This window comes from Enterobacter sp. BNK-34 (genome assembly GCF_048684445.1).
In the GTDB taxonomy this organism is placed as follows: Bacteria; Pseudomonadota; Gammaproteobacteria; order Enterobacterales; family Enterobacteriaceae; genus Enterobacter; species Enterobacter pseudoroggenkampii.
This window is the reverse complement of record NZ_JBLQUA010000001.1, coordinates 4051358-4069416: the sequence shown is the minus strand read 5'-3', so window position 1 is coordinate 4069416 and position 18059 is coordinate 4051358. Positions and strand designations below refer to the sequence as shown.

The following is an 18059-nucleotide window of genomic DNA, read 5'->3' as shown; positions in this document are numbered from 1 at the left end:
CATCTTACAACAAGACGACATTATGACTCCCTCACGTTTTACGCTATGCGCCCTGGCAGGCGCCGTCTCGCTCGCACTGCACGTTCCGGCATTCGCCGAAGAATCCACTATCGTCGTCACCGGCGCAGAGCAGGGCAGCGAGCTGCCGGCCTGGACGAACAGCGCCACGAAATCGGCCGTTGCTGAAAGTAAAACGCCGCAGGTCATCACGACCCTCTCTGCGCCGGAAATTGACAAGCGCCATGCGAATTCCGTGAATGAAATCCTGCGCTATGCGCCAGGGGTCTCAACCGAGGTGCGGGGAAATACCTCCTACATGAGCGAATATAAAATTCGTGGCTTTACCGTCGACCAGGAGTTCTACAACGGGCTGCAGCTGCCCTATAACGTCACCGGCAATACCAAAGCCCGCATCGATCCGCTGTTGATTGACAGCGTTGATATCCTGAAAGGCCCCTCATCGGTTCTCTACGGCGGCGGCTCGCCGGGCGGGCTGGTGAATATCCAGAGTAAAAAGCCACAGCGAGAAGCGCGAACCGAATTCGGATTTAACACCGGCAACCGCAATCTGAAAGAGGGGTATCTCGACTCAACCGGGCAGATCGCCGACAGCGACTGGAACTACCGTCTGCTGGGTAAAGCGACGGAAAATGACGATCAGCCGCACACCACCCGGTATGAAAACTACCTGGTTGCCCCGTCCGTCACCTGGCAACCCGACAGCAAAACCCGCCTGACTCTGGACGCGCTGGCGCAGAACTCCCCGAGCCTGACGCCGTCGAACCCGCTGCCGCTCGCCTACCTGCGCTCGAAATACGCGGGCAAGCGCGACTATGCCGGTGATGAGTGGAACGGATTTAAGCAGCGCCAGTGGATGCTGGGCTACAGCTTTGAACATGCGTTCGACAGCGGCTGGGGCTTTAACCAGAAGGCGCGCTATTTCGACGTCGATACGCATCAGCGCAGTGTCTATGCGACGGGCACGGGAAGCGAGGTCTATCAGCTTAACCGCTTTGCCTACACCACCGATGAAGATCTGCAGAGCTTCAACATCGATAACCAGGTGACTAAAACCGTGGCGCTGGGCGACTGGAAACACCATCTGCTGGCCGGGTTTGACTACCAGAAGCTGAACTCCCATTTCCACTACCGTTACGCGTCGACCACGCCGGGCATGGATATGCGTCATCCTGACTATTCGCAAATCAGTGAAAGCGCATTAGGGCTGTATACCGCCCAGAAAAACCGTCTGAGCTATCAGCAGAACGGCTACTACCTGCAGGATCAGGTGGAGTGGGGGGGCTTAAATCTGCTGGGTAGCCTGCGCTACGACGATTATCGCTCCGTGACCACCAATTATCTGCAAAACGGTGATAAGGACTGGGTCTCTCAGGATCGCGTCACCAAACGCCTGGGCGCGCTTTACGCCTTTGATAATGGTCTGTCACCGTTTATCAGCTATTCCGAAGGCTTTGCGCCGGTGTCGCCGAAGGGAACGCTTGCGGCGAAAGACGTCAAGCCGACCACCAGCAAGCAGGTGGAGGGCGGCGTGAAATATCTGCTGGCCGACTACGCCACCACCTTTACCGCTTCGGTGTTCAACATCCGTCAGAAAAATGTCGTCACCTCCGATCCGGGCTTCCTGAACTATCGTCAGACCGGGGAGGTGGAATCCAAAGGGGCTGAGCTGTCTGCCATCAGCCGCCCGACGGACAACCTGACGCTGATTGCTAACTATGCCTACACCCACGCGATCAACACGGAAGATGATAAGTACAAAGGGAAACGTCCAACGCAGGTGCCGGAGAATGCCTTCAACCTCTGGGGGGATTACACCTTTGAGAACACGCCGCTGAAAGGGCTGATGCTGGGGGCGGGGGCGCGCTATACCGGCCCGATGGAAATCTCACCGGCTAACGATGCGGGTAAGCTGGGCGGTACCACCCAGTACGATCTGGCGGCATCCTATCGGATGGGCGAAATCCTGCCTTCGCTGGCAGGGCTGACGCTTAAGGCCAGCGCGCAGAACATCACCAACAAAGAGACGCTGACCTGCTACGATGCGACCAACTGCTGGATTGGGCGCGACAGAACGTATCAGTTAGGGGCGAGTTACAGTTTCTAAGCAAAGCCCTGTGAGTTTAAAAAGTAGGCCGGGTAAGGCGTAGCCGCCACCCGGCAATACTCACTTACTGCGCCGTCGCTTTTACCGGCGCCACCTCATCATTCGCCGCAGGTCGATTCTCCGGCACGCTGTCGCACGGTTTCTCTTTCGGGCAGACCCGATCCAGCATCTTCAGCGTCACGCCGTTGCTCCAGCCAAAGCCGTCCTGCAGCGGATATTCGCCGCCGCCGCCGCCCGTACCGGTTGTCGACACGTCGTATTTCTCGACCAGTTTCTTTTCCCGGTCGTAAGTATGCTGAACGTTTTTCAGGAAGCGCCAGGTCACATCCATCGAGACCTTCTCTTGCCCGTAATTCTGCAGCCCTTCCGCGGCCACCCATTGCAGCGGGGCCCAACCGTTTGGCGCATCCCACTGCTGGCCACTGTTGACGGTGGTGGTCGCAATACCGCCTGGTTTCAACAGGCGCGATGAGGTTGCCGCGGCGACTTTATCGGCCCGATCCTGCGCCGCCGCCTTCACGTAAAGCGGGAACAGGGCCGCAGCCGTGAGCTGATTGCGTACCTTCTTGCTCTTCAGATCGTAATCCGCGTACCAGCCCTCTTTATCATTCCACAGGTGGCTCTCGATGGCTTTCTGACGCGCCGTTGCCAGCGCCTCGTATTTGCTTGCGCTGGCGGCGTCGCCACTCTCCTGGCCTGCCCGCGCCAGCAGTTTTTCCATCTTGAACATCAGGGCATTCAGGTCCACGGGGACAATGCTGGTGGTCCGGATGGTGCCGAGTTTTTGCGGATCGTCCATCCAGCGGGAGCTAAAGTCCCAGCCCGAGGCCGCGGCGGAACGCAAATCACGGTAGATCTCGGTTGCCGGTCGGTTAGGGTTACTTTTGGCGGTATTCACATCGTCAAGCCAGGACTCCGGGCGAGGAGTGTCGCGGTCATCCCAGTAGCGGTTGAGGACAGCGCCGTCATCCAGCTTCACCACGCGCTTGTTGGCCTGACCCGGCTGAAGGGCGTTGACGCCGTCCATCCAGTAGGCATACTCTTTTTCCATCTGCGGACGATACTTCTTCAGCGCATCGCTGTCGTGCGTTGCCAGCAGTTCCACCATCAGCGAGAAGAACGGCGGCTGGGATCGGCTCAGGTAATAGCTGCGGTTGCCGTTGGGAATGTGGCCGAAGGTGTCAATTTCATAGGCAAAGTTATCCACCATGTCGCTGATTTTGTCCCAATGATCGCTCTCTGCCAGGCCCAGCATGGTGAAATAGCTGTCCCAGTAGTAGACCTCGCGGAAACGTCCGCCGGGCACAACGTAAGGTTTGGGTAACGGCAGCAGGGAATCCCATTTGTTGCTGGCTTTATCCGTGGTGCGCGTCAGTACGGGCCAGAGATCGTCAATATGCTCACGTAGACTTTGTCCAGCAGGCGGAACATATTTTTCCCCTTCCGCAGGGAGCGTAAAGTTCATCTCGACAAAGTGGCGTAAGTCAAAGCTGGACTGCGTGTGCTGCATCCGATAGTCCGCCAGAATCATCAGCGGGTCGCTTTTGGGGACGGCATCCGCAAAGGTTTTCTGATCGGGAAACAGTTTGGCGCTCTGCACATCATTAAACAGCGGGCCCAGCAAAATATCGGGTGAGGCTGTCTGGGCTGCGGGGCTATCGTCGGCATAACCGAATGTCGTTACGCCGAGCAGCGCGCCGCCTAACGCAAGGGGCAAGAACGCGGGGCGTAGTGTACGAGGTCTTATCATCAGTTCGTCTCCTGTCTTCACTAAACAGCGTGACCGCTGTTGTCAATCACCTGAAAACCTTAGACGAATATTGCCCGCTTCGCGTTAAATATTGCTGGCCAGTCAGACCTCTTCCGGCGTCTGGCTGGCTTCCCGCAGCGTGCCCGGCGCATGTCCAATAATGCGCTTAAATGCCCGGCTAAATGCCGCCAGAGAGCCGTACCCCAGCCGCAGCGCGACGGTTTCTATCGGCTGATTTTCATGGCGAATGTACTGAATGGCCAGGCGCATCCTCAGCTCGCTGAGATATTTTGCCGGAGTGGTTCCCGTCGCGGCCAGAAACCGTTCGGCGAACACGGAGCGGGACGTGCCCGCTTCTTTTGCCAGATCCGCCACGCTCCAGTTCAGGCCCGGCTGCTGGTGCATGGCGTAAATGGCGCGGCTCAGGCGCGGGTCGCGCAAAACCTGCACCCAGCCGGTGGCTTTACCACAGCCGCCTTCAACCCAGCCGCGCACAATTAACGCCGCGACCACGTCGGCCAGTCGCGCAAGGATCCCGGCAAACCCGGCCTGACGCGCCACGGACTCCCGCTCCATCGCCGCCAGCAGCGGGTGGATCTCCGGCCAGGTGGACATTAACCGGCTGACCATCATCACTTCCGGCATTGCCTTGATCAGCGGCTGCATTCCGCCCAGCTCAAAATCCATGCACCCGCTAAAGATGAGGGTGTTCTCGCTCTCCGGGCAGGGCTCGCAGGTGATGGCGCAGACCGAGCTGCAGATAGGCTCGCTCGGAAAGGCGTTGACAGGGGTAAGAGGGGCCTGCTCGTCAGAGAGCAGGGCATGGGAATTCCCGCCGGGAATAAAGAGGGCGTCGCCACCGCTCAGTTCGAACGTTGCTCCGCTCTCCATGCGCAACAGGGCGCTACCGTGGCTCACAAAATGAAACTGCGCCCGGCCGGGAGCCTGATGAAACGCGACGCCAAATGGCGCACTGGCTTCAATCCGCCGGTATTTCACGCCTGACAGGCGCATGCCGCGTAAAAGTTCGCTGATCAGATCGGGTGACTGTACGGTCATGGCGCAACTCCGGACGAATAATCAATAAGTGGAGATTATATGTCATAGATCGTCCAGGGTGAACCTTCTATTCTTTTGCGACTGTAGTCACATTTTTATAACGGGAGATCAACAGATGAGTTCATGTGTCGCGGCGAGCGAGGCGGTAGCGCCTGCAAAACCCGCCTGGCGGGCCGTTTATTCACTGGGGCTGGGGGTATTTGGTTTGATTACGGCAGAATTTCTGCCGGCCAGTTTGTTAACGCCAATGGCCGCGAGCCTGGGCGTGACCGAGGGGATGGCCGGACAGGCCGTCACCGCCACCGCGCTGGTGGCGCTGGTCACCGGGCTGCTGATCACCCCGGCAACCAAAAGTATCGACCGCCGCTGGGTGCTGATGTTTTTCTCGGTGCTGCAAATTATCTCCAGCCTGCTGGTGGCCTTTGCGCCCAACCTGCACGTCCTGCTGATGGGGCGCCTGCTGCTGGGGGTAGCCATCGGGGGATTCTGGGCAATGTCGACGGCCACGACGATGCGTCTGGTTCCGGCGGATAAAGTGCCGAAGGCGCTGGCGGTGATCTTCTCCAGCGTATCGATTGCCACGGTAGTCGCGGCGCCGCTCGGCAGCTATCTGGGCAGCCTGATCGGCTGGCGTAACGTGTTTATCCTCTGCATTCTGCCAAGCATGCTGGCACTGCTGTGGCAGCTCTGGGTCCTGCCGTCCATGAAACCTGAGAGCAGCGGCAGCCTGAGTACGCTGTTCCGCGTGCTGCGTCGTCCGGGGATGATCGGCGGCATGCTGGCGACCATCCTGATCTTCAGCGGCCATTTCGCTTTCTTTACCTATCTGCGTCCGTTCCTGGAGACGGTGGGGCAGGCGAGCGTGGAGACCATATCACTGATCCTGCTGGGCTTTGGTATTGCCAACTTTGTGGGCACCTCCGTTGCCGGGCATCTGCTGGCACGCAATCTGCGCCTGACGCTGGCGCTGGTGCCGTTTGCGATGGGCGTACTCGCGCTCATGATGGTCGCCTTTGGTCATCTGGCCATGCTGGACGGACTGCTGGTCGCGCTGTGGGGATTTGCATTTGGCCTGGTTCCGGTGGGCTGGTCAACCTGGCTTGCCACCACTGTCCCGGATGAAGCCGAAAGTGCAGGGGGGCTGCTGGTGGCCTCAATCCAGCTGGCGATAAGCGCCGGTGCGGCCGGAGGCGGGGCGGTATTTGACCTCAACGGCGCCAGCGGCGTATTCGCGGGCAGCGGTTTCCTGCTGGTGATGGCGATGGTGATTGTGTTTATGGGTGTGAAAGTGAAAGCGGAATGATTTTTTGCCGGGTGAGCGTTCGCGCCACCCGGCCTCAGGCTTACAGCCCTTTCTTATCCATCAGCACCGCCAGATCCACCAGGCGGTTGGAGAAGCCCCACTCATTGTCATACCACGCCAGGATCTTCACCATGTTCCCGCCAATGACCAGCGTGGAAAGCCCGTCGATAATTGACGATCGCGGGTCGCCCTGGTAATCGCTGGAGACCAGCGGCTCATCGCTATACCCCAGAATGCCTTTCAGGGGCCCGCTGGCGGCCGCGTTGCGGAACGCGTCATTCACCTCTTCGGCGGTCACGTTGCGGCTCAGCGTCACGGTTAAATCGACAATCGACACCACCGGCACCGGCACACGCAGGGAATACCCGGTCAGCTTGCCGTCCAGGGAGGGGATGACTTTCCCCAGCGCTTTCGCCGCGCCGCTGGAGTAGGGCACAATCGACAGCGCCGCCGCGCGTGCGCCACGCAGATCTTTCTCCGGCTGATCGTGCAGCGCCTGACTGTTGGTGTAGGCGTGCGTCGTGTTCATCAGGCCATGCTCAATCCCGAACTGCTGGTGCAGCACCTGCGCGGCCGGTGCCAGACCGTTGGTGGTGCAACTCCCGTTGCTAACCACCGCGTGCAGGGCGGGATCGTACTGGTCATGGTTAACGCCCATCACAATCGTCAGGTCGTCGTTCTTCCCGGGGGCGGAAATGATGACGCGCTTAGCGCCGCCGTGGGTGATATGTACCGCCGCTTTCTCCCGCTCGGTAAAGAAGCCCGTGGCCTCAATCACCACGTCGGCGCCGACATCACGCCACGGAATATTCGCCGGATCGCGTTCGCTAAACACCGTGATCCGCTGCCCGTCTACCTGCAGCGCGCCGTCAGCCGCTTCAACGGGTGCGGGCAGCTTGCCCAGAAGGGAATCATGTTTCAGCAGGTGGGCGAGGGTTTTACTGTCCGTCAGATCGTTAATGGCCACAATCTGCAGATCCGGGTTACCCAGCGCCGCGCGCAGGAAATTACGTCCGATACGGCCGAAACCGTTAATACCGACCTTAACCATGGTGCACTCCTTATCTCTGTTGTCTGGAGTCACTGTAGGCGTCGGGCCGGTTGGCGTAAACGACAAAAAAGGATCAGATTACGCCATCTTGCGGCAGTGGAATCGCTGGCGGTACTCGCCGGGGGTAAGGTGAAGCTGTTTCTCAAAGATGCGGCGCAAATTAATGCTGGTGCCAAACCCGCTTTGCTCAGCAACGCGCTCCAGGGAGTCATGGGTCTGCTCAAGCAGCTGGCGGGCGGCGGCCAGACGCGCTTCGGTCACGTAGCGGGCCGGAGAGACTCCGGCCTCGCGGGTAAACACGCGGGTGAAGTTACGCGGACTCATTGCCGCTTTCTCGGCCAGATTTTCCACGCACAGATCGGCGGTGAGGTTCTGCAGGATCCAGGTTTGCAGTTCGCTTATCGGGCCCGATGCGCCAGGCTGCTGCAGGCTGTAACGACTGAACTGCAGCTGGCCGCCGGGACGACGGAGATACATCACCATATCCTGCGCCACGTCGCGGGCGAGGGTAAATCCGTAGTCGTCCTCCACCAGCGCCAGAGTCAGATCGAACCCGGAGCTTACGCCGCCGGAGGTCCAGATGGGGCCGTCCTGAATATACAGCGGACCGCCTTCGACGTGGATAGCCGGATACTGGGTTTGCATCGTCTCCAGCAGCCGCCAGTGGGTGGTGGCGCGACGACCGTCCAGCAAGCCGGTCTGGGCCAGCAGCATCGCGCCGCCGCAGATAGAGGCTACCCGCCGGGCATGCGGTGCAGCGAGGTGCAGCCAGTCCACCACCGCCGTGCTCTCCAGCTCGTTCATGCCGCGTCCGGTGATGATAATGGTATCCAGCGGTTCACGCGGATCCAGCTCAGGCAGACGATAGTCCGCCAGCAGGTTCAGGCCGGACTGGCCGTGGATCACCTGGTAAGGCTGCGTGGTGGCGATGATAATCCGGTATCGGGGCTGCGCAAGCCCTTCCGGATGCAGCCGGTTGGCCTGCATCAGAATGTCGGCGATACCGGCGGCTTCAAACAGCATGCCGCCGTCGGGAACGATAATCAGGATCTTCTTCATGTCCTGAAAAGTACCTTTATAACAGAATAAGTCAAGCAACGCGTGCGCCCCACGTTTCTGGCAAAGCAAAGCGATTTAAGTTCTTTGTTATTTCAGGCGTAATCCCCGATCGTCAGGGCACTGTCTCTGGCGAAACGGCGTCCGAAGGAATGAGTCAACGAAGCTCCCTCTATTTACATCCGCAACAACGCGAACAAATCCGCCATCTCGCATCGGGTTTTATATGGCGAAGCGAACTGCCCACCTGGCTTTTGATTATCACTGTTTATGCAGGCTGGTTTGGCACGCTGACGTTCTGGCAAACGCTCGGCCTGCTGCCCGCCACGCTGCTGCTCGTCTGGTTTAGCGCCTGGTACATGTCCCTGCAGCATGAGCTGATCCACGGACACCCCACGCGTTTTGCCTGGCTTAACCAGCTGTTTGGCACGCTCCCGCTGGCGGTCTGGTATCCGTACGGCCTGTACCGGGACTCCCATCTTGCCCATCATCGGCACCATAGCCTGACCCATCCGGTGGATGACCCGGAGTCGTACTATTTTACCGACGAGAGTTGGGGGCGCTTTTCCCCCAGGCAGAAGCGCCTGATCCGGGCCCGAAATACCTTTGCCGGGCGGCTTCTGCTGGCGCCGCTGCTGGATATCGTCCAGACGCTGGGCAGCGCCGCGGCGGCGTTTCGTCATCTTCACCTGAGGGCGATGACGATGTGGCTGGTTCACATCACGCTGCTGGCGGTACTCTTCGTGTGGATGACGCATATCGATTTTTCACCCGTCTGGTTCGTGCTTGCGGTCAGTTATCCCGCGCTCGCGCTGACCAAGGTGCGATCGTTTTTCGAACATCGTGCGGCGGACGATCCGCTGGCGCGCTCCGTCATTAACGAGGCCGGGCTGTTCTGGCGGGTGCTGTTTTTGAATCTCAACTACCATTCAGTACATCACGATCTGCCGGGTGTTCCCTGGTACGGGCTGAAGACGATCTACCAGCAAAACCGGGAGGCGTACCAGCAGCGAAACCGCGGTTTTCTCGTCAGGGGCTACGGTGAATGGCTGCGCCGGTTCTGGTTCAGTCCCGTCGACGTCACCGTTCACCCCGGAAAACAACAGGGAGAAGGGTATGAGTAACCTGCTGGCGTTTCCCATGTATGCGGTGGATCGCGCCGACACGCGCGCGCTCTGGCTGGCGGTTAAGGGATTGCTGGCTGCACGCGGTGTGCCCGTCGATGATGTCCCCGACTGGCCGGAGTCCGATCTGCTCACGCACTGGCAACAGCCCGGGCTTATCCTTAGCCAGACCTGTGGTTACCCGCTGGTCACGCAGCTCCCGGACGTGCAGGTGGTCGGCTGTTTTCACTACACGGCACCGGGCTGCGAAGGGATCCAGTACCGCAGCTTTCTGGTGGTGCGCGAGGAGGATCGGCACCTGACGCTGGCGGAGTTTCGCGGACGACGGGCGGTCTGTAACTCTGCGGATTCCCAGTCCGGCTACAATGCGCTGCGAAAAAAAGTGGCGCCCCTGTTAAGTGGCGGTCCATTTTTCGCGCAAACGTCCTTTAGCGGCAGCCATCGCCAGTCGCTGATTGATGTGAAACGCGGGGCAGGGGATATCGCGGCCATCGACTGCGTGACCTGGGCACTGCTGCAGCGCCATGAGCCGGAACGGCTTGCGGGGCTGGCGATCATTGACCATACCCCGCTGACGCCGGGACTGCCGCTGATCGCTTCGCATAACACCTCACCTGAAACGCTTAACGCCATTCGCGATGCGCTCCATGCGCTGGTCAGTTCACCGGAACATCGGGCGATTTGTGACGCGGTGCTGATCGGCGGTTTTAGCGTGGTGACGCGCGAGGCCTACGCCTCATTGTCCGCGTGATAAATCTCCTGCGCGTCGGTAAAACAGCGCAGCGCCAGCGAGGAGATAGGCTTTTGTCTGCGCATAATCAGGCCGACAGGGGCCTCAATGTTCGCGTCAGCGATGGGGACAATCCTGAAATGGCTGTTCAGTGCTTCCAGCCCGTTGTTCAGCGGCATGACGGCGCAGCATACGCCGCTCTGAACCGCCTGAATGATCTGGAACGTCGAGTCGCTCTCGAAAACGGCCGTCGGTTCAATGCCGAGAGACTTAAAGCCGGCCTCCATATGCGCCCGGTAGTGCATCCCTTTGGTCAGGAACCCCAGCGGAAAATCCGTCAGATCGCGCCAGGTCAATGTCTCCTGGCCGAGCTGGAAATGACGGACGTCGTGCAGCAGGCCCATCTTCGTTTTGGGAAGCTGGATAATATCGAACTGGCTGGTGTCAATGCTGTTGAGGTAGCAAATTCCCAGCTCAAGCTGATTGCGGCTGACGCCGTCGGCAATCTGCGCGGAGGACATAGAATAGAGGCTGTAGGTCAGCTCCGGGTATTTTTGCGTCAAATGGCGAATAAAAATCATCGGATCCACGCTCGCCAGCGGCACCATCCCCAGACGGAGTTCGCCCACCACCTGGCCTTTGCACAGCGCGGCTTCCGCCTGTAGCCCGTCATGCGCGGCCAGCAGCGAGCGGGCCCACGCGAGGATACGTTCACCCTCCGGCGTAAACCCTTCAAAGCGCTGCCCGCGCACAATCAGCACCAGCCCGAGCTCCTCCTCCAGGCTGCGGATGCGCATGGAGAGGGTCGGCTGGGTAATGTTGCACTGCGAGGCAGCCTTGCCAAAATGGCGGGTCTCGTCGAGCGCGATTAAATATTTTAACTGTTTAATATCCATCTTTTTCTCTGCGCGAACAGCCTTACAGCATGCGGATCTCTTTTGAGCGCAGGGTGATGCGAACCGGAACGGATTTATACGACGGCGTACCGCTGTCCTTATCCAGATAATCAAGCGGTACCAGCACGTTGGCTTCCGGATAATAGGCGCCGACGGTCCCCGGCGCGATGTTGTACGCCACCACGGTAATGTCTTTCAGACGCTGAACGCTGCCGGGCAGGGCGGTTTCGATATCCACGCGGTCGCCGTGTTCCAGCCCTGACTGCGCCATATCGTCTTCGTTCATAAACAGCACGTCGCGACGGCCAAATACGCCACGGTAGCGGTCGTCCAAGGCGTAAATGGTGGTGTTGTACTGGTCGTGGCTGCGCAGCGTGATCAGGCGCAGAACATGCTCACCTTCACCGCTGGCGTTCTCGTGAACCCCGTCGAACACCGAGAACATCGCTTTTCCCGTCGCCGTTGGCCAGATACGTTGCGTCGGTGGCAGCGGCATACGGAAACCACCGGGAACGCGGATCCGCGCGTTATAGTTCTCAAACCCCGGAATGGTCTGCTCGATCAGAGCGCGGATCCGGTCGTAATCCTCAACCAGCGTCAGCCAGTCCACGCGGGTATCCGGCAGGGTGGCTTTCGCCATGCCCGCGACGATAGCGGGTTCTGACCGAAGCACCGGCGATGCAGGCTTCAGCTTGCCGGATGAAGCATGCACCATCGACATGGAGTCTTCGACGGTAATGGACTGGCGGCCGGTGGCCTGAACATCCAGCTCGGTACGGCCAAGACACGGGAAAATAAAGGTCTCTTTGCCCACCAACAGATGGGTACGGTTGAGCTTGGTGCCGACGTGCACGCTCAAATCCAGGTTACCCATCGCCGGAAAACCCCGCTCGTGATCGGGCATCGCGACGGCAAAATTGCCGCCGAGGCAGATGAGCGCTTTCGCGCGGCCGTCGATCATCGCCTGCGTGGCCTGCACCGCGTCGTGTCCGTGGTGCGACGGTGGCTCAAAGCCGAACACGTCCTTCAGGCGATTAAGGAATGCCGGTGTGGGTTTCTCGCTGATCCCGACGGTACGGTTCCCCTGCACGTTTGAGTGGCCGCGCAGCGGGCATATTCCCGCGCCAGGTTTCCCGATATTCCCCCGCAGCAGCAGCACGTCGGCAATCAGGCGGACGTTCGCCGTACCTTTGTTGTGCTGCGTAATCCCCATCCCGTAGGTAATGATGGTGGCCTTCGATTTTGCATAGGCTTCGGCGACCTTTTTGAGCGCCGCCTGGCTCAGACCCGACTCGCGCTCGATCTCGTCCCAGCGGGTTTGCGCTATATCGGCGGTGAACGCCTCAATGCCCTGGGTGTGTTCGGCAATAAATGCGTGGTCCAGCACGTCACCGCGTTCGGACTCCATTTCCAGCAGGTGTTTGGCAATGCCTTTTAGCGCGGCGGCATCGCCCCCGGCCTTCACCTGGAAATAGGTCGAAGCGATATCCGTGGAGCTGTAGGTTGCCATTTCAATCACGCTTTGCGGGTCGGCGAAACGTTCCAGAGCACGTTCGCGCAGCGGGTTAAAGACGATAATCGGCACGTTCCGGCGGGCCAGCTCGTGGAGGGTCCCCATCATTCGCGGATGGTTGGTGCCGGGGTTGTGGCCGATGGAGATCACCAGCTCGGTCTTATCGAAGTCGTCCAGCGAAACGGTGCCTTTTCCGATGCCAATCGAACGCGGTAAACCGACGCTGGTGGCCTCGTGACACATATTCGAGCAGTCGGGGAAGTTGTTGGTGCCGTATTCGCGAGCAAACAGCTGGAACAGATACGCCGCTTCGTTAGAGGCGCGTCCTGAGGTATAGAACTCGACCTGGTCCGGATCGAGCCCGCGCAATACTTCGCCGATACGTTGAAACGCCGCGTCCCAGTCGACGGGGCGGAAGGTGTCGCTTGCCCGATCATAGCGCAGGGGGTGCGTGAGTCGACCGTAGCCTTCCAGCTCAAAGTCCGATTTTGCCAGCAGCGAGGAGACGCTGTTTTCAGCCAGAAACGCGGGGGTGACGCGTTTGCTGGTCGCTTCCCAGGTCACCGCTTTGGCGCCGTTCTCGCAGAACTGGAACGTCGATTTGTGTTCTTTATCAGGCCACGCGCAGCCCGGGCAGTCGAAGCCGTCAGGCTGGTTGGTGCGCAGCAGCGTCGCGGGAGCGTCAAGGGTATCCATTTGGGTACGTACCGCGATGGCCGTCGCTTTTAGTGCCCCCCAGCCGCCGGCAGGGCCGTCATAGTGTCTGATGCCTGGCACCGAGCGTCTTTTCTTGTTCATACCCACTCCTGATTTGTTCGGTCAACAACATCTGAACCCATAAAAGCGCTGCACAGGACAATAAGCAAAAGCAATGACGACCGTATGTCTACGCGCATGCGGTGCGGGAAGGTGCTTTATCTTAAATTCTCTTTATTACAGCGACTTATGGGGATTGATGTTTAAATATTTAAAGAAATTATAACGAAATTTTATCATTTTAATAATAAATCTTATCTATCGGTCGGTAGGCGAGATAGATGGCGGTGAGCAAGGAAGGATGTAGTACCAGTAAAACTTCGAATGAAGCTGATGCGCTGGAGATATCGCCACGATTCACGTCTGGCGGGCTGCTGGAGGCATTTTGGGTTTGAGGAAATGACAGGAAGGTTTACTCAGGCTTAATGAATAATAGATATAAGGTATACCTTACTGTGGAATTATCACGACATAAAATATACAGTTTTTTTGCGGCATGAAATTAACGTCGGGCTGCATTAAGTGAAATATTATCACCCAAGCGATGAAGCGTGTTCAATATTAAAGATACTTTGTTAGTGCAACAAATAATTCATCGGAGATATATTCCTTTGACATCAAAAAAACGCGAATTCTACTAATTATGGTAGTGGCGATAATAGCGTTATTGCGTTAATGAAAGTGGTTCTCTTCTGTGTTTTTAATAGATAAAACATCATGTTATGTGGTTTTACAGTGAGGAAATAAGAAAGGGTGGGGCAAATCGTTTTTTTTCATAGGATTAATCCTATAATTTTCCGACTGCTTCATTTACCAACAGTTACGCGGCGGTAAATATTGAATTGATGCGAAGCTCATGTAAACTTGCTTACCGTTTGTCAAAATATGTCAGGAAGATGCTGGGCCTTATTCTGAAGGGCTCGTGCGGTAGCTATGCCCTTAACATAGTAACGCCCCGAAAATATTCTGGCTATTTTAACAATAGCACTTAAGTCAAACTTCATCCCCTTATCTCCATCATCGAAATATCGCTACGGAAAAGCATATGAAAATGCGCGTACTGTTTTCACTTCTGTTTGTAATGGCGGTGGCGGGCTGTAAAGCGCCGCAAAAACCTGTGATCAACGACGATACGATCGAGACCAGCCAGGTCAACGGCGTTACCTTAACCCACCGTCACGCTGTGACGCCGCCGACGGAGTTCACGCCGGTCAACGAGCCGTATCGTGCCATGTATCCGGCTTCCCTGATGAGCCGACCTGACTTCGGCGGCAAAGTTATCCGTAATCTCGAGACCGGAAAAACGTACGTGGTGCTGGGGCAGGTTGAACACTACTGGATGGCGCTTGCCGACGAAGGCAACGATCAGCTGATTGGTTACGTCCCGATGCGCGCCGTGATCAAGGCCGACCAGTACGACGCCGCCGTGCGTAAACAGGCGATTCGTCCAAAGGTGCGTAAAAAAGCGACCTGTGTCGATGTCGATGGCAACAGCAAAGCCTGCAAAGACAGCGCTAACGGTACCTGGATCCTGAACTAAACGGCTTTCATGAGCGCATTTTTATGAATAATAAAAATTTTCATAAGCTGTGGTTATTCTTTTACGCGGCGATTTTCGCCCTGGTCAGTGGTTGTACGTCGTCTTCACACAGCGACCCCTCCCGCTACAATCTGCAGTTTCAGGCTCATCCACAAATCAATGAATCTGCGCCGCTTAAGGTCCGGGTGCTGTTGCTGAAATCCGATGCGGATTTCATGTCCAGCGACTTCTACTCCCTGCAGAACAACGCGTCGGCCACGCTTGGCGCGAATCTGCTGAACAGCGACGTGTTCTTCCTGATGCCGGGACAGCTGTCCAAAACCCTCAGCGGGCAAAGCTCTCCGGAGGCCCGCTACATCGGCGTGATGGCGGAGTATCAGGTGCTGGATGGCAAAAAATGGCGCGTTTCACTCCCTCTGCCTGTGCCTGGCGAAAATCATATCTACCAGTTCTGGAAATGGTCCGCAGATGAACTTCAGGCCAACGTTTTTCTCGACGTGAACGGCATTCGTGTCATCAGCCAGTAACGCGCTTCAAAACAGGAAACACATCATCATGACGAAAGCAGAAAAGGTCGTCTGGACCGAAGGCATGTTCCTGCGTCCACACCATTTTCAGCGGACTGAAAGCTATCTGCTCAACCATGTTCGTGAATGGGGCGCACTACAGCGGTCGTATCTCTGGGGCTTTCTCGACGTTGAACTGGATGAAGCGATGCTTCGTCAGGGATGCATTGCCCTGAGCTACTGCAGTGGCTTGCTGCCGGACGGCACCTTTTTCCAGGTGCGTAACGGGCGCAACGGCCCTGCACCGCTGAAAATTCCTGACAATCTCACTAACGAAAAGGTGGTGCTTGCGCTGCCGGTACGTCGCGGCGAGAGAGAAGAGGTGATTTTTAGCGAAGAACCGGCCTCGCTGGCGCGCTTCATCGCTTTCGAGCAAGAGGTGGAGGACGATAACGCCATGTCGGTGGGGGATGCCACCGTCCAGTTTGGCCGCCTGCGTCTGACCCTGATGCTGGAAAAAGACCTCACGGCAGAGTGGACCGCCATCGGCGTGGCGTTTGTGACCGAGAGGCGTAACGACAACCACGTGCGGCTCGACAACAGCTACATCCCGCCGATGCTCAACGCCAACAACAGCCCGCAGATCTACAGCATGATCAACGATCTGCACGGTCTGCTGGTGCAGCGCAGCCAGCAAATTGGCGGTCGTTTGCGCCAGCCCGGTCGCTTTAATACCTCCGAGCTGATTGAGTTCACGCTGCTGTCGCTGGTTAACCGTCATCTGGGCGAGGTTTCTCATTTAAAAACCCTCCCGCTGCTGCATCCGGAAACGCTCTGGCGCAGCTGGCTGCCGTTTGCGACCGAGCTTGCCACCTGGACGTCCCAGCGTACCGCTGAAAGCGTGCTGCCGATTTACGATCATGACGATCTGGCAAACTGCTTCAGCAAGCTGATGCTGATGCTGCGTCAGGGGCTGTCGCTGGTGATGGAAGACCACGCGATTCAGCTGCCGCTTAACGAACGCTCTCACGGCCTGAACATCGCCACGGTGCCTGAAACCAGCATGGTGCGTGAGTTCGGCTTCGTGCTGGCGGTTAAAGCCAACGTGCCAGGCGAACACCTGCAAACCCATTTCCCGGCGCAGATGAAGGTCGCGCCGGTTTCGAAAATCCGCGATCTGGTTCAGCTTCAGCTGCCGGGCATTATGCTGCGCGCCATGCCGGTCGCGCCGCCGCAGATCCCGTGGCATGCCGGCTATAGCTACTTTGAACTGGAGAAGGGCAGCGAGCTGTGGCACGAGATGGATAAGTCCGGTGCATTCGCCCTGCATCTTGCAGGGGAATTCCCGGGGCTGGATATGGAGTTTTGGGCCATCCGTAGCCCGACAGAATAATAAAGCGAGCGCTTAATATGCAGGAACGACAGGACACCGGCAGTGATGCCGCCTTTACCGGAGCCAGTAGCAACAATCAGCTGGTGGCGGCCGCCAATCCGCTGCTCAATGCGATTCCGCAGATCCGTCACTCGATCTCCCATGACGATCAGGTGGCGTTACGCCAGCGCCTGATTGATGAGATTCGCCGTTTCGAAGTCCGCTGCCAGCAGGCGGGGCTGCCCTACGAAGTGATCGTCGGGGCACGTTACTGCCTGTGTACGGCGCTCGATGAGGCCGCCGCGCTCACCCCCTGGGGCAGCAGCGGCGTCTGGTCAAGCAACGGTCTGCTGGTGACGTTCCATAACGAAACCTGGGGCGGCGAGAAGTTCTTCCAGCTGCTGGCGCGCCTGTCGCAAAACCCGCGCGAGCACATTCTGCTGCTGGAGATGATCAACTACTGCCTGCTGCTGGGCTTCGAAGGACGCTATCGGGTGCTGGATAACGGCCGCACCCAGCTTGAAACCATCAAGCAGCGTCTGTGGCAGATGATCCGCGGCGTGCGCGGCAGCTATCCGCCGCCGCTTTCTCCTCATCCGGAAGATCGTCCCGTGCTGCGCAAGCTCTGGCGGCCGATGGTTCCCCTGTGGGCCTGCGTGGCGCTGGCCGGGTTTATCGCCTGTCTGTTTTATATCGTGCTTAACTGGCGTCTTGGCGATAACACCAACCCGGTACTGGCGAAGATTTATCAGTCCCAGCTGCCGGAAACCACTATTCAGCAACCGGCGCGTCAGCTTCCGGCTGTGCTGAACCTGCGCGGCTTCCTGAAACCTGAAATCGAGGCTGGCCTGGTCGCGGTGAAAGATGAAGCGGATCGCAGCGTCGTTATCCTGAAGGGCGACGGGCTGTTTGCTTCTGCCTCTACCGTCGTGCGTGACCGCTATGAACCGGTCATCCACCGCATTGCGCAGGCGATGAATAACGTCAGCGGCAAAATTCTGGTGGTGGGCTACAGCGACAATGTGCCGATCCGCAGCGCGCGCTTTGCCTCTAACTATGAACTTTCTCTGGAACGCGCCCGCTCGGTACAGAAAATGCTGCAGGGAAGCCTCTCTCAGCCTGGCCGCGTGAAAGCGGAAGGGCGGGGCGAGATTAACCCGGTGGCGCCGAACACGACGCCTGAAAATCGCGCCCGTAACCGCCGTGTGGAAATTACTCTGCTGGTGTCGCCTGAAAACACTCAGGCTGAGCTGAACGGATTGCCGCAAGGAAACTAAG

General features: G+C 58.1%; 14 protein-coding genes. 8 read left to right on the top strand and 6 right to left on the bottom strand.

Features of this window, described 5'->3' with window-relative positions; genetic code table 11:
- Positions 1–22 precede the first annotated feature (22 nt).
- Positions 23–2125: a TonB-dependent siderophore receptor gene (locus tag ACMGG5_RS19980; RefSeq protein ID WP_420278407.1), complete on the top strand. Its 2103-nt coding sequence runs from the start codon at positions 23–25 to the stop codon at positions 2123–2125.
- Positions 2126–2189: 64 nt separating this feature from the next.
- On the opposite strand, the gene ACMGG5_RS19975 is transcribed toward ACMGG5_RS19980, so the two are convergent.
- Positions 2190–3875 (bottom strand): alpha,alpha-trehalase, encoded by a 1686-nt coding sequence (locus ACMGG5_RS19975; RefSeq protein ID WP_420278405.1) that lies wholly within the window; start codon positions 3873–3875, stop codon positions 2190–2192.
- Between the two features lie 102 nt (positions 3876–3977).
- Positions 3978–4934 (bottom strand): AraC family transcriptional regulator, encoded by a 957-nt coding sequence (locus tag ACMGG5_RS19970; protein ID WP_024909819.1) that lies wholly within the window; start codon positions 4932–4934, stop codon positions 3978–3980.
- Positions 4935–5049: 115 nt separating this feature from the next.
- On the opposite strand from ACMGG5_RS19970, the gene ACMGG5_RS19965 reads away from it, so the two are divergent.
- The gene (locus tag ACMGG5_RS19965; RefSeq protein ID WP_148770143.1) at positions 5050–6237 is read left to right on the top strand and encodes an MFS transporter; all 1188 of its coding nucleotides are present in this window, start codon (positions 5050–5052) and stop codon (positions 6235–6237) included.
- Between the two features lie 40 nt (positions 6238–6277).
- Here ACMGG5_RS19965 and gap read toward each other — a convergent pair whose 3' ends face one another.
- Together gap and ACMGG5_RS19955 are read right to left on the bottom strand one after the other, a co-directional pair.
- Positions 6278–7288: a type I glyceraldehyde-3-phosphate dehydrogenase gene (gene gap / locus ACMGG5_RS19960; RefSeq protein WP_208763007.1), complete on the bottom strand. Its 1011-nt coding sequence runs from the start codon at positions 7286–7288 to the stop codon at positions 6278–6280.
- Between the two features lie 78 nt (positions 7289–7366).
- On the bottom strand, positions 7367–8347 hold the full coding sequence (locus ACMGG5_RS19955; protein ID WP_420278404.1) for a GlxA family transcriptional regulator: 981 nt from the start codon (positions 8345–8347) through the stop codon (positions 7367–7369).
- Positions 8348–8496: 149 nt separating this feature from the next.
- On the opposite strand from ACMGG5_RS19955, the gene ACMGG5_RS19950 reads away from it, so the two are divergent.
- Both ACMGG5_RS19950 and ACMGG5_RS19945 read left to right on the top strand, forming a co-directional pair.
- Positions 8497–9468 carry a fatty acid desaturase gene (locus tag ACMGG5_RS19950; protein WP_420278403.1) on the top strand — a complete coding sequence of 324 codons (972 nt, stop codon included), beginning with the start codon at positions 8497–8499 and terminating at the stop codon, positions 9466–9468.
- Positions 9461–10219, top strand: a complete 759-nt coding sequence (locus tag ACMGG5_RS19945; RefSeq protein ID WP_048992155.1) for a phosphate/phosphite/phosphonate ABC transporter substrate-binding protein — start codon at positions 9461–9463, stop codon at positions 10217–10219. Before ACMGG5_RS19950 ends, ACMGG5_RS19945 begins: the two co-directional genes overlap by 8 nt.
- On the opposite strand, the gene ACMGG5_RS19940 is transcribed toward ACMGG5_RS19945, so the two are convergent.
- Both ACMGG5_RS19940 and ACMGG5_RS19935 read right to left on the bottom strand, forming a co-directional pair.
- Positions 10198–11094, bottom strand: coding sequence for a LysR family transcriptional regulator (locus tag ACMGG5_RS19940; protein ID WP_024909825.1), 897 nt, complete (start codon positions 11092–11094; stop codon positions 10198–10200). The genes ACMGG5_RS19945 and ACMGG5_RS19940 overlap by 22 nt on opposite strands.
- A 22-nt stretch (positions 11095–11116) precedes the next feature.
- Positions 11117–13405, bottom strand: a complete 2289-nt coding sequence (locus tag ACMGG5_RS19935; RefSeq protein WP_048992151.1) for an FdhF/YdeP family oxidoreductase — start codon at positions 13403–13405, stop codon at positions 11117–11119.
- A gap of 1003 nt (positions 13406–14408) precedes the next feature.
- On the opposite strand from ACMGG5_RS19935, the gene ACMGG5_RS19930 reads away from it, so the two are divergent.
- From ACMGG5_RS19930 to ACMGG5_RS19915, 4 genes are read left to right on the top strand one after another with little or no spacing between them, the layout of a single operon-like run.
- A complete protein-coding gene (locus ACMGG5_RS19930) occupies positions 14409–14903 on the top strand; it encodes a hypothetical protein (RefSeq protein WP_024909827.1) in 495 nt (164 codons plus the stop codon).
- Between the two features lie 23 nt (positions 14904–14926).
- Complete coding sequence (gene tssJ, locus ACMGG5_RS19925; RefSeq protein ID WP_024909828.1) at positions 14927–15430, top strand: type VI secretion system lipoprotein TssJ; 504 nt, start codon at positions 14927–14929, stop codon at positions 15428–15430.
- A 28-nt stretch (positions 15431–15458) separates the two neighbouring features.
- A complete protein-coding gene (tssK, locus tag ACMGG5_RS19920; protein WP_420278402.1) occupies positions 15459–16802 on the top strand; it encodes a type VI secretion system baseplate subunit TssK in 1344 nt (447 codons plus the stop codon).
- A 17-nt stretch (positions 16803–16819) separates the two neighbouring features.
- The gene (locus ACMGG5_RS19915) at positions 16820–18058 is read left to right on the top strand and encodes a DotU family type VI secretion system protein (protein WP_024909830.1); all 1239 of its coding nucleotides are present in this window, start codon (positions 16820–16822) and stop codon (positions 18056–18058) included.
- The last annotated feature ends 1 nt before the right edge of the window (position 18059 follow it).

Bases quoted from the DNA above. Each gene is read 5' to 3' on its own strand.
- ACMGG5_RS19940 (WP_024909825.1), bottom strand. From the start codon at position 11,094: ATGGATATTAAACAGTTAAAATATTTAATCGCGCTCGACGAGACCCGC.
- tssK (WP_420278402.1), top strand. From the start codon at position 15,459: ATGACGAAAGCAGAAAAGGTCGTCTGGACCGAAGGCATGTTCCTGCGT.
- ACMGG5_RS19965 (WP_148770143.1), top strand. From the start codon at position 5,050: ATGAGTTCATGTGTCGCGGCGAGCGAGGCGGTAGCGCCTGCAAAACCC.
- ACMGG5_RS19980 (WP_420278407.1), top strand. From the start codon at position 23: ATGACTCCCTCACGTTTTACGCTATGCGCCCTGGCAGGCGCCGTCTCG.
- ACMGG5_RS19930 (WP_024909827.1), top strand. From the start codon at position 14,409: ATGAAAATGCGCGTACTGTTTTCACTTCTGTTTGTAATGGCGGTGGCG.
- ACMGG5_RS19955 (WP_420278404.1), bottom strand. From the start codon at position 8,347: ATGAAGAAGATCCTGATTATCGTTCCCGACGGCGGCATGCTGTTTGAA.
- ACMGG5_RS19915 (WP_024909830.1), top strand. From the start codon at position 16,820: ATGCAGGAACGACAGGACACCGGCAGTGATGCCGCCTTTACCGGAGCC.
- ACMGG5_RS19950 (WP_420278403.1), top strand. From the start codon at position 8,497: ATGAGTCAACGAAGCTCCCTCTATTTACATCCGCAACAACGCGAACAA.
- ACMGG5_RS19970 (WP_024909819.1), bottom strand. From the start codon at position 4,934: ATGACCGTACAGTCACCCGATCTGATCAGCGAACTTTTACGCGGCATG.
- ACMGG5_RS19945 (WP_048992155.1), top strand. From the start codon at position 9,461: ATGAGTAACCTGCTGGCGTTTCCCATGTATGCGGTGGATCGCGCCGAC.
- gap (WP_208763007.1), bottom strand. From the start codon at position 7,288: ATGGTTAAGGTCGGTATTAACGGTTTCGGCCGTATCGGACGTAATTTC.
- tssJ (WP_024909828.1), top strand. From the start codon at position 14,927: ATGAATAATAAAAATTTTCATAAGCTGTGGTTATTCTTTTACGCGGCG.
- ACMGG5_RS19975 (WP_420278405.1), bottom strand. From the start codon at position 3,875: ATGATAAGACCTCGTACACTACGCCCCGCGTTCTTGCCCCTTGCGTTA.
- ACMGG5_RS19935 (WP_048992151.1), bottom strand. From the start codon at position 13,405: ATGAACAAGAAAAGACGCTCGGTGCCAGGCATCAGACACTATGACGGC.